We start from the raw sequence: 11904 nt of genomic DNA, 5'->3' as shown, positions 1-11904 counted from the left end.
ATGAAACTTATAGATTTTAAACTTCACTTTAAAAATTCACTTTCTAAAATTTATCCAGCTACAGAAATAGATTCTTTTTTCTTTTTGTTGATGGAAACTTATTTGGATTTACAAAGAATTGACACAGTTTTAAAATCCGATTTTGAGATTGATGAACAGAATTTATCAACCTTACAAAAAGCGTTAGCAAGATTGCAAAACGAAGAACCAATTCAATACATCATTGGTAAAACAGAGTTTTATGGTTTGCCTTTTTTGGTGGATGAAAATACCCTTATTCCAAGACCAGAAACTGAAGAGTTGGTGGAGTGGGTTTTGCAGGAAGTTGAGAGTTTGAAGATTGAAGCCAGAAGTTTGGAGTTGGAAGTTGGAAGTGAGAATCCTTTATCAATTTTAGATATTGGTACAGGAACTGGTTGTATTCCTATTTCTTTATCTAAAAATTTACCAAAGGCAAAAATTTCTGCTATAGATGTTTCTGTGGATGCTCTAAAAATTGCCAAAGAAAATGCTGCACTTAATAAAGTTGAAGTTGATTTTTTTGAAGTTGATATTTTACAAGTAGAAAAACTTTATCAAAAGTTCGATATTATTATTTCAAATCCACCTTATGTTAGAGAACTAGAAAAGATAGAAATTCAAAATAATGTTTTGCAAAATGAACCGCATTTGGCCTTGTTTGTTGCTGATGATAATCCGCTTATTTTTTATGATAAAATTACAGATTTGGCGAAAAATCATCTTACCAAAAACGGTTTGTTATTTTTTGAAATCAATCAATATTTAGGTCAAGAAACTTGTAGTTTATTGGAGGCTAAAGGCTTTAAAAACATCCAACTAAAAAAAGATTTATTTGGCAATGATCGAATGATAAAAGCGAGTTTGTAATTTGTCTTTTTTTGATTTAATTCTGCTTTAATTCACCAAGAAAAAGGTTTTGAATTTCAACGAATTTTCTATGCAATTTTGATGAAAAATTGAAATCACTCAAACTGATATTTGTGATAATTTTATCAATTTAAAAACCTAAACTTTTTAGTAAATAATCTGGACATCTTGTAGGTTTTTGAGTTTCCATATTCATAAAAGCTAACACCGAATTTCCTGAACAAATTAATTCATCGTTTTGATTGGTAATAGTGTAATCAAATTCAATTTTAACCATTGGTTTTTTAATTAAAAACGTGTTTATTGTTAAAATGTCGTCATAAATTGCGGATTTGATAAATTTACAGCTTAAAGAAATTACTGGTAACATAATCCCACTATTTTCCATATCTTTGTAAGTAACACCTAATTTTCTTAGCCATTCAGTTCTGCCAAGCTCAAAATATTGTGCGTAGTTTCCATGATAAACTACTCCCATTTGATCGGTTTCTGAATAACGAACTCTTGTTTTTGTTGATGATTTTTTCAAATTATATAAACGTTAAAAATTTAGGGTAGGTTACGTAAAATAAAGTTAATAATCAATAGCAATTTCATTTTTTTATGCTGAATTTTATTCACACTTTTGTACTGCTTAAAAGAAAAACACTAAAGGCTACTTTGTAGCTAATTATTTTAACCAAAAAAATTATTTAATACCTCAATGAGTCACACTGCTGAATCCATTTGGATCGACTGTTTATCTTTTATAAAGGATAATATTAAGCCACAAGCCTACAAAACTTGGTTTGAGCCTATAAAACCGGTAAAACTTTCTGGAGAAGCGTTAACCATTCAGGTGCCAAGTAAATTTTTTTACGAATGGTTAGAAGAACACTATATTAAACTTTTAAGAGTTGCATTGGTAAGACAATTAGGCAATGATGCCAAATTGGTTTACGATGTAAAAATGGAAAATAATTACAGTAGTAACAGACCACAAACTGTAAAAATTCCAAGTTCAAATAGAGATCCTTTAAAGCCTCAAAGAGTAACTGCACCTTTAGAATCTAATAAAAGAGAATTAAGAAATCCTTTTATTATTCCTGGTTTACAGAAAGTTAAAATAGAATCTCAATTAAACCCAAATTATAGTTTTGCTAATTTTATAGAAGGCGATTCTAACAGATTAGCACGTTCTGCAGGAATGGCAGTTGCCAACAAACCTGGAGGAACTTCTTTTAATCCGCTTTTAATTTATGGTGGAGTAGGTTTAGGGAAAACTCATTTAGCACATGCAATTGGGGTTGATATTAAAGATAAATATCCAGATAAAACAGTTTTATATATTTCATCAGAAAAATTTACACAGCAATTTATTGATTCAGTAAAATCGAATACAAGAAACGATTTTATTCATTTTTATCAAATGATTGATGTTTTATTGATTGATGATGTTCAATTTTTATCAGGAAAAGCAGGAACACAAGATGTGTTTTTCCATATTTTTAACCATTTACATCAAAATGGGAAACAGGTTATTTTAACTTCGGATAAAGCACCTGTAGACATGCAAGATATTGAACAACGTTTATTATCTCGTTTTAAATGGGGATTATCAGCAGAACTGCAAGCACCAGATTACGAAACTAGAATATCTATCTTACAAAATAAATTGTACAGAGATGGAGTTGAAATGCCAGATGATATTGTAGAATATGTTGCTAAAAACATAAAATCGAACGTTCGTGAATTGGAAGGCGTTTTAATTTCTATGATTGCACAAGCTTCGTTTAATAGAAAAGAATTTTCTTTAGAACTAGCAAAACAAATTGTAGATAAGTTTGTAAAAAACACTAAAAAGGAAGTTTCAATCGATTATATTCAGAAAGAAGTTTCTAAGTATTTTGATATGGATGTTGCTACGTTACAATCTAAAACGCGTAAAAGGCATATTGTTCAGGCTCGTCAATTAGCAATGTATTTTGCCAAAAGGTTAACAAAAACTTCGTTAGCAAGTATTGGGAATCAGATTGGGCAAAGAGATCATGCAACAGTTTTACATGCTTGTAAAACCGTAGATAACTTGACAGAAACTGATAAGCAATTCAAAAAATATGTTGATGATTTAACTAAAAAGTTAACTTTTTAGAATCTCAAATTTCCATCATTTTATGGTTTTATCATCTAGCTTTTTATAAAGTTGGATGTCTTTTTATTATTTAATTTTAAATAGTATTGATGAAAAAAGTTTTAATGGTTTGTTTGGGTAATATTTGCAGATCTCCATTGGCAGAGGGTATTTTAAAATCGAAAGTAACTACAAGTAAAGTTTTTGTAGATTCTGCAGGAACTGCTGCCTATCATGTTGGTAATTTACCAGATGAACGCTCTATTGAAGTAGCCAAAAAATACGGAATAGATATTACCAACCAAAGAGCAAGAAAATTCACGGTTAAAGATTTTGATAAATTCGATTTAATTTATGCGATGGATGAGAGTAATTTTCAAAATATTTTAATGTTGGCCAGAAATACTGACGATGAAGAGAAAGTGCAGTTAATTTTAAATGAAGTTGATGCTGATAAAAACGCGTCAGTTCCAGATCCTTATTATGGAGGAAATCAAGGTTTTGAAAACGTATATAAAATGTTAGATGAAGCTTGTGAAATTATCGCAAATAAATTGACTTTATAGATTATAATAGATATGTCAATTAAAAGCTATAAAATCCTTGTCAAGGGCAATTCAATTAATTTAAGTAAATTCGTAACATCAATATAAAAACAACAAAAATGATTGGTAAACTCTATTTGATTCCAACAACTTTGGGTGATACAGAACCTTTGGAAGTAATGCCTTTATCCATAAAAAAAGTAATAGAGCAAATAGATTATTATATTGTTGAAAACGAAAAATCTGCAAGAAGATTTATTAAAAGTATTGCTCCTAAAAAATCACAGCCTTCTTTAACTTTAAAATTGTTAGATAAATATGCTGTAGAAGAAGAAACGCAACGTTATTTAGATGTTTGTGCACAAGGAGTTAATGTTGGTTTATTGTCTGAAGCTGGAGTTCCTGCAATTGCAGATCCTGGAGCAAGTATTGTAAAATTGGCACATCTGCAAAATGTTCAAGTGGTGCCTTTGGTTGGGCCAAGTTCTATTTTAATGGCAATGATGGCTTCTGGAATGAATGGACAAAACTTTGCTTTTAATGGTTATTTGCCAATTGATAAAGGCGATAGAAAAAGAGCGATTAAAGATTTAGAAAGAATTTCTTTAGACAAAGGACAATCGCAAATTTTTATAGAAACACCTTATAGAAATGATAAAATGTTGGCAGATTTAAAAGCGATATTATCTCCTAATACAAATTTATGTATTGCTGCAGATATTACTTTACCATCAGAATATATTAAAACGATGTCTTTGCAAGATTGGAAATATCAACAGCCTGATTTACATAAAAAACCAGCTATTTTTATTATTCAGAAATAATGGGAAGTTAAACCTTTGCTTTTCTATCAGCAATAATATTAGAAACATCATAATCAGCAAAACTCTTCATATAAGACTGAATTGAAGCTCCATAAGCATCAGAGAAACGCTGACTTCCTCCACTTCTTAAGAATTTTTTTACGTTTCCTGCTCCACTTAAGTGTGCAGCTGCTAAAATACCAGATTCTGTAATTTTAACACCGTTAATTGTTTTGCCAACAGAACGTTTAATGTCTCTTCTTAAAATCCACTTATTTACCTTACATAAAGCAACAAAAGCTTTTTCTTGCAATTCAGGATTTTTTAAAAAAGCCTCTGTATTATGAATGTCGAATCGCTCTAAAGTAGTGCTACCAAATTGATACTTACCTAAATACCCTAAAGTGTTTACAACTGTATAACTTCCTTGAGACTCTTTAAATGCTACTGCCTCTTTAAAACCTACAAAGTTTTTCTGTAAATAAGGTATGTTGTAATCTATGTTAACAGGTTGTACAACTACTTTCTCTAAATCTTTTCTTTTGTTTGCAGTAGTTGCGCTTATTAAAACGAATGCAAAAACTACTAAAAATAAAAACTTTTTGATCATATGAATCTTACTGTTTTACAGCTGCAAATCTAGGCTTTATTTTAAAGCGCCTGACAATCAATCATTTAATTTCGTCGAAATTATATATAATGCTGTTAAAAGGTTTGTTTTTTACTTTAATTGGCGAACTATAACGTTTCCCTTTATTAAATATTTAAAAAAAATGCTTTTTTTTGAGAATGTTGAGAATGTAGATTTACCTTTTTACACCGTTTTTGTTTAGCCAATTTTGGTATTTGGCAGCATTTGCGTTATGTTGAGCCAAAGTTTTTGCAAATTTGTGATAACCAATCTTTTCAATGTCTGCACACATGTAAAAATAATCATGGTCTTTAGCATTTAAAACAGCGTCTATCGAAGAAATATCAGGCATAGCAATTAAAGAAGGAGGCAAACCTCTATTTATGTATGTATTATAAGGAGAATTAATTTCTAAATCTACTTTTAAAACTCTTTTTACAATATAATCTTGCCCTTTAACGTCCTTAATAGCATATATTATGGTTGGATCTGCTTGCAAAGGCCAGCCATTTTGTAGTCTGTTTAAATATAAACCAGCTACAATTGGTCTTTCAGATTTTTTTGCAGTCTCCATTTGCACAATGGATGCTAAAGTAATAACACCGCTTTTAGTTAAGTTTAATGCTTTTGCTTTGGCAATTCTATCAGCTGTCCAAAAACGATTGTATTCTTTAAGTAATTTATCTCTAAAATCATCAGCAGAAACTGTCCAATAAAATTGGTAACTATTAGGAATACATATTTGTAAGGCAGATTTTTTTGTCAATTCATTTTCATCTAAAAAACTTTTGTCTGTAAATGAGTTTATAATTGATATAGAATCTATTTCCAATTGTTCTGCAATTCTACTAGCAAATTTTTCTAAGGTAGTTTGATTGTTAAAAGAAACACTCAATGCAGTTTGATTTCCACTTCGTAACATATTTACAACATCGTTATTAGACATGCCTTCTTTTAACAAATAACGACCAGTTTTAGGTTTCGAAAAACTTTTTTTAGCGGCAACCCAAAGAAATGTATTAGGGTTTTTTGAATAATCAGCAATTTTTTCTTTTACATCTACTAAACTATCAGTAGAAAAAACAAAAAGTTCTAAATCTTTAGTTATTGCTTCTCCAAATATTTTTTGATAATAATTGTATCCTAAAATTCCACCAAGGATTAAAAAGAATCCTAATAAGTAAATTATTTTTTTGCTCAATGTGTGTTTATTTTTATAAGAAATGCAAAGCTACACTTTTATCAACTGAAATAAAATTTCATCTTTATATTTTCCTTTGGATAAAAGCCAGTCTTTTTTGATACCAATTTTGGTAAAATTATGTTTTTCGAATAAGGAAATACTTTTAATATTATCTGGAGTTATGTTTGCGTATAATTGGTGTAAATTTAAATAAGAGAATGCGTAGTTAATTAAAAGTGATAATGCTTCTGCAGCAAAACCTCTATTTTGAAAATAAGGATGAATTAAAATACCAACTCCAGCTCTCTGATGTTGTGGATTAAAATCGAATAAATCAATCATGCCCACTTGTTTTTTATCGAAAACATCTTCGATAATTAGGCGTAGCTGTTTTGTTTCATAAATATCTAAATGGGCATTTTCTAAATATTGTTTTAAAACATATCTAGAAAAAGGAGCTTGTGTATGGCTTACTTCCCAAAAGATTTCATTATTTTCTATAGTATGTAAAAAATTGAGGTCTTCTGGTTCAATGGCTCTTAAATTTAGGTTTTTACCTTTAAGTGTTTTCATCTATATCTCAATTTCGCCTTTAAAAACAAATTTTGCTGGGCCCTTTAAAAATACGTTTGTATAAATACCGTTTTTTTCATCAAAAGAAACTGCTAAATTTCCACCTTCTACAGGTAAAGAAATAGTATTGCTTTTTGTTTTGTTGGTTTTGTGCATGGCAATTGCAACAGCTGTAACACCAGTTCCACAAGCTAATGTTTCATCTTCAACTCCTTTTTCGTAAGTTCTTACTCTAAAAGTAGTGTCATTTAATTGTTGTACAAAATTTACATTGCTTCCAGGAAAAACGTAGGAATTTCTTATTTTTTTTCCGTTCTCAAAAACAGGATAATCATTTAAATCCTCAACCAATTCTACATGATGTTGAGTACCTGTGTGCATAAAAACGGAATTTTCATTCACTTTTATGTCATCAACATTAATCATTTGAAGAGAAATAATGTCATCTTTTATTTCTGCAAAATGCTCACCATCAACCGCTAAAAAAGTTGTTTTATCTTGAATGATATTTAAATGTTTTGCGAAAGCAACTGCACATCTTGCCCCATTTCCACAAAAGGTTTGGCTTCCATCAGCATTAAAATAAATCATCTTAAAATCGAACTTTTCATCAGTTTCGATTAAAATAATGCCATCTGCACCAATGCCAAAATGTCTGTCAGAAATTTGTAAAATTTTGTTAATTTCTTTTTTTGGAAAGATTTTTGTTCTGTTATCAATCATAACGAAATCATTTCCTGTTCCTTGATATTTATAAAACGATAAATTCATAAAACAAAGATACTGATTTCATTAAGAAAAAAAGTCTGTTAAAAGCTGGTTAAATAGCGTTAAAAGCAAGTTAAACAGATTTTTTAAAAATGTTAAAAACGTATATTTACTTAAATCAAAATTATAATTATGAAAAAATTTTTTAGTTTATTAGGAATGGCGATTCTTGGAGGAGCAATTACTCTAGGAGGCTACAAAATGTTTATCGATGAAAATGTTGTTGTGCAAACAATGCAACAAGATTCATCATCAATCATAAAAACAAATTACAACCCTGCATTTAATGCAAATTCAAGTGCTATAAATGCAGCTTCAATAGATTTTACTTTGGCTGCAGAAAATACGGTTCATTCTGTAGTTCACGTAAAAAATACTGCAATTAGAACACAATCAAATCCATGGGCAGAATTGTTTTATGGAAATGGAAATGGTATTAGAAAATTTGAGCAAGTTGGTACAGGAAGTGGTGTTATTATTTCAGCTGATGGCTATATTGTAACCAATAATCATGTAATTGACAATGCCAATAATATCGAAATTACATTAAATAATAATAAGAAATACGAAGCAGAAATTATAGGAGCTGATAAAAACAATGATATTGCTTTGCTAAAAATTAATGCAGATGAAGATTTGCCTTACACACCTTTTGCAAATTCGGACAATATTAAAATTGGCGAATGGGTTTTAGCTGTGGGGAATCCTTATAACTTAACAAGTACAGTAACTGCAGGAATTGTAAGTGCAAAAGGAAGAGATTTAGAAGGAAATGGAAATATTGAATCTTTTATACAAACGGATGCAGCTGTAAACCCAGGAAATAGTGGAGGAGCTTTGGTAAATACAAGAGGAGAATTGGTGGGAATTAACACAGCAATTTCATCTAAAACTGGTTCTTTTATTGGGTATTCTTTTGCAGTACCATCTAACATTGCAAAAAAAATAGTAGATGATTTACTTGAGTTTGGAGTTGTGCAAGAAGCTATTTTAGGAATTTCTATTGATCCGCAATTTAAAGAAGATGGTGTAAAAGTTGGTGAAGTTTTTTATGAAGAAGGCGCAAATAATTCTCAATTAAAATCTGGTGATATTATTAAAGAAGTAAATAATGTGAAAATCTCTAAATTTTCTGAATTAAAAGGACAATTAACTTCAAAAAGACCAGGAGATAATTTAGATGTTGTGATTGAAAGAGATGGAGAGTTAATCTCAAAAACAATTGTTTTAAACAAAAAAAGTACCTTTATATCTAAAAGTTTAGGGCTTTCTTTAAAAGATTTAACCGATAAAGAATTAAAAAAACACAATTTAAAAGGTGGTGCAAAAATTATTGATAATATTAATAGAACACTTGCTTATTATGGAGTTGAAAAAGGATTTATAATTACAGAAGTTAATAAAAAACCTGTCAAGAATGCTGCTGATGCAATTGCTGCTATAGAAAACACAAATATCAACGCAGGAATTCCTTTATATCTTGAAGTAATCAATTTAAAAGGCGAAACTGAAAGATATGCAATAAGATAAAAGCATTTTGGAATAAAAGAAAAATCTCGATTTAACAATCGGGATTTTTTTATGTTAAAATTTTTCACGAAATCGATTTCGTATTTTCAAAAAAAGAAATACTTTTGCACAAACTTTAAATTAGTTACACAGCTATGTCATCAACTTTAGATTACGAAAAAGAAGTTAACCTACAAACAGAAACTAGAAAAGCAACCGTAGAATTTATTAATATTGTAAATGATTTATGGTATGATAAATCTATTGAGCTGGTTATGTTTAGAAATCCGCTTATCGATAAAAGAGCCAGTGAGGTTTTAAATTTAATTGAGTATTCAAGAGAATTTGTAAACAAACCAATTACCATTCAAGATGCTTTGAGTATTGCAAAAGCAATTCAACAAGTAGATTTGCCTTCATCAAAATTAGATATTGGTAAACTAGCTTACGAATGTTATTTGCATCCAAAAGGCTGTGAAGACAAAGTTGCTTTTATCCAAAAGAAATTAAAAAACGCAACTGAAGCAAAAAATATTACACCTAAAGATGTTGTTTTATATGGTTTTGGTAGAATTGGACGTTTGTTAGCAAGAGAATTAATGTCTAAAATGGGCAAAGGTTCTCAATTAAGATTAAGAGCCATTGTAACTCGTGGCGAAATTACACAAACAGTTTTAGACAAAAGAGCCTCTTTATTAAGTGTAGATTCTGTGCACAGAGATTTTTTAGGAACTGTACAAACAGACCTTGAAAATAATGCTTTAATTATAAACGGAACAACCGTTTTTATGATTTCTGCCAACAATCCAGAAGAGATTGATTATACAGAATATGGCATTAATGATGCTTTAATTATTGATAATACTGGTGCTTTTAGAGATGATGTTGCTTTGGCAAGACACTTAAAAGCAAAAGGCGCAAGTAAAGTTTTAATAACGGCACCAGCAAAAGGAGTTCCTAATATTGTACATGGTGTAAATCACAAACAAAACGATCCTGATAAAATTGATATTTTTTCAGCAGCTTCTTGTACAACCAATGCAATTACGCCAGTTTTAAAAGTTTTGGAAGATAATTTTGGGATTAAAAAAGGACATTTAGAAACCATTCACGCCTATACAAACGATCAAAATTTGGTGGATAATATGCACAGCAAGTACAGAAGAGGTAGAGCTGCAGCATTAAATATGGTAATTACAGAAACTGGAGCAGGAAGTGCAGTTGCAAAAGCAATTCCAGTTTTGGCAGGTAAATTAACATCCAACGCAATTCGAGTTCCTGTGCCAAATGGTTCTTTAGCAATTTTAAATTTACAATTAAGAAGACCTGTTACTAAAGATGTTATCAACGCAATTTTAAAACAACATGCTTTAGAAGGCGATTTGGTAGAGCAAATTAAATATTCTTTAGATAATGAGTTGGTTTCATCTGATATTATTGGCTCAACAGCGCCTTCAATTTTTGATAGCAAAGCAACCATTACAGATGGCGAAAATGTTGTTTTATATATCTGGTATGATAATGAATATGGATATTCTCATCAAGTAATGCGTTTGGCAAAACACATTGCAAAAGTTCGTAGATTTACGTATTATTAGTGAAACTCAATTTTTAAAAGCAGCAAAGCAGTGCATTAAAAATTGTTAGTTGAACTAATCCTGATTTTATATCAGTAATTGTAACTTAAAAATCTAATTATTATTCAACAATAATATCAAAATCCAAAGCACTTAAATGTTTTGGATTTTGTTTTTTAGGAGCTATTTCCAGCTTTCAGCACTCGCTTTTTTTTATGCTGAATTTATTTCTGCATCTTTTCATATTTAGAACAAATTTTATTTCAGCGAACAGTACTGAATCTAGTTTAGCATAAAAAAAGAGCTCAAACAAAGGCTTCAATCTGGGCTAAACTTGTTTGCCAGCTTTCAAAACAATTTTTAAACAAAGTAATTCTATATTTAAAAAGGTTTAAAAAGTAATTAACATCCAATTTTTAGGTCTTTTTACTTATTTTTATCAAAATTCAAATCGATGAAAAAATATATTTTTATAATCATTCTAACAACCATCTTTAATTTGAACGCACAAAATCAACTACCATATTATGAAATTCCAACAATGGAAGAAAATTATACTGCACAAACCACAGTTGCAAGAATAATTGATGGATTGGGTTTTAGGTATTATTGGGCATCAGAAGGCTTAACTGAAAAAGATTTAGAATATCAACCAGCAGGAAAAGGAAGAACATCATTAAAAACAATCGAACATATTTACGATTTATCTGCAACAATGTTGCGATTAACAAATACTGATTTTAAACAAGCAAAAGAAAAAGAACAAATGAGTTTTTTTGAAATGAGAACTCAAACCTTACTAAATATAGAAGCTTTAAGAAATAAGATTTTAGCAACTAAAGATCTATCAGAATTATCAGTAAAAAAAGATGGAGAAGTTAGCATTCCATTTTTTTACATAATAAATGGTCCTATAGCAGATGCCATTTGGCACACAGGACAAATTTCGAGTTTTAGGCGTTCTTCAGGAAATCCTATCAATCCAAAAGTGAATCATTTTTCTGGAACTGTTAGGAAGTAAACATTTCAAAATTGGAATGATAATTTGTTCGAACGCAGTCGAGAACTCGTTAAGTTATCCAAAAAATTCTCCATACAATTTGTCATTCTGAAAGAATCCCACCCATTTTTGTAATTTTTCGATTACATATAATTACTAAAAATTATATGTAATCAACTTTATGTGAGACGCTTTCAGCGTGACAAACTTTATGAGTATATTTAATTTTCCACAAAATTTGTCATTCTGCAAGAATCTTATCCACAATTATCATTAAAAATCCTTGAAATCCGTGTCAAAAAATCTACTCCTCACTA

Annotated in this window: 12 protein-coding genes; 7 read left to right on the top strand and 5 right to left on the bottom strand. The window is 29.8% G+C overall.

Annotated features, from left to right (window positions below; genetic code table 11):
* Entirely contained in the window at positions 1–888 is an 888-nt protein-coding gene (prmC, locus tag P161_RS0100060) for a peptide chain release factor N(5)-glutamine methyltransferase (protein WP_026775066.1), read from the top strand.
* A 130-nt stretch (positions 889–1018) separates the two neighbouring features.
* On the opposite strand, the gene P161_RS0100055 is transcribed toward prmC, so the two are convergent.
* Positions 1019–1417, bottom strand: coding sequence for a thioesterase family protein (locus tag P161_RS0100055; RefSeq protein WP_026775065.1), 399 nt, complete (start codon positions 1415–1417; stop codon positions 1019–1021).
* Between the two features lie 174 nt (positions 1418–1591).
* Here P161_RS0100055 and dnaA point away from each other — a divergent pair, with 174 nt between their 5' ends.
* The 3 genes from dnaA to P161_RS0100040 all read left to right on the top strand — a co-directional run bounded on the left by dnaA (position 1592) and on the right by P161_RS0100040 (position 4367).
* Positions 1592–3019, top strand: a complete 1428-nt coding sequence (gene dnaA, locus P161_RS0100050; protein ID WP_026775064.1) for a chromosomal replication initiator protein DnaA — start codon at positions 1592–1594, stop codon at positions 3017–3019.
* Positions 3020–3108: 89 nt separating this feature from the next.
* On the top strand, positions 3109–3564 hold the full coding sequence (locus tag P161_RS0100045) for a low molecular weight protein-tyrosine-phosphatase (protein WP_026775063.1): 456 nt from the start codon (positions 3109–3111) through the stop codon (positions 3562–3564).
* A gap of 98 nt (positions 3565–3662) precedes the next feature.
* The gene (locus P161_RS0100040) at positions 3663–4367 is read left to right on the top strand and encodes an SAM-dependent methyltransferase (RefSeq protein WP_026775062.1); all 705 of its coding nucleotides are present in this window, start codon (positions 3663–3665) and stop codon (positions 4365–4367) included.
* Positions 4368–4374: 7 nt separating this feature from the next.
* On the opposite strand, the gene P161_RS0100035 is transcribed toward P161_RS0100040, so the two are convergent.
* From P161_RS0100035 to dapF, 4 genes are all read right to left on the bottom strand, one after another.
* A complete protein-coding gene (locus tag P161_RS0100035; RefSeq protein ID WP_026775061.1) occupies positions 4375–4956 on the bottom strand; it encodes a hypothetical protein in 582 nt (193 codons plus the stop codon).
* Between the two features lie 196 nt (positions 4957–5152).
* The gene (mltG, locus tag P161_RS0100030; protein ID WP_026775060.1) at positions 5153–6178 is read right to left on the bottom strand and encodes an endolytic transglycosylase MltG; all 1026 of its coding nucleotides are present in this window, start codon (positions 6176–6178) and stop codon (positions 5153–5155) included.
* Positions 6179–6208: 30 nt separating this feature from the next.
* Complete coding sequence (locus P161_RS0100025) at positions 6209–6733, bottom strand: GNAT family N-acetyltransferase (RefSeq protein WP_026775059.1); 525 nt, start codon at positions 6731–6733, stop codon at positions 6209–6211.
* Positions 6734–7504, bottom strand: coding sequence for a diaminopimelate epimerase (gene dapF / locus P161_RS0100020; RefSeq protein ID WP_026775058.1), 771 nt, complete (start codon positions 7502–7504; stop codon positions 6734–6736).
* 129 nt (positions 7505–7633) lie between these two features.
* Between dapF and P161_RS0100015 the strand changes: the two genes are divergently transcribed.
* From P161_RS0100015 to P161_RS0100005, 3 genes are all read left to right on the top strand, one after another.
* Entirely contained in the window at positions 7634–9031 is a 1398-nt protein-coding gene (locus P161_RS0100015; protein WP_026775057.1) for a trypsin-like peptidase domain-containing protein, read from the top strand.
* Positions 9032–9165: 134 nt separating this feature from the next.
* Positions 9166–10608, top strand: a complete 1443-nt coding sequence (locus P161_RS0100010; RefSeq protein ID WP_026775056.1) for a glyceraldehyde-3-phosphate dehydrogenase — start codon at positions 9166–9168, stop codon at positions 10606–10608.
* A 433-nt stretch (positions 10609–11041) separates the two neighbouring features.
* A complete protein-coding gene (locus P161_RS0100005; RefSeq protein WP_026775055.1) occupies positions 11042–11608 on the top strand; it encodes a hypothetical protein in 567 nt (188 codons plus the stop codon).
* Positions 11609–11904 lie beyond the last annotated feature (296 nt).

Origin of the sequence: Polaribacter sp. Hel_I_88, from assembly GCF_000687935.1 — a bacterium.
Classification (GTDB): Bacteria; Bacteroidota; Bacteroidia; order Flavobacteriales; family Flavobacteriaceae; genus Polaribacter.
The sequence above is the reverse complement of the archived record's forward strand: the minus strand, read 5'-3'. Positions and strand labels throughout refer to the sequence as shown.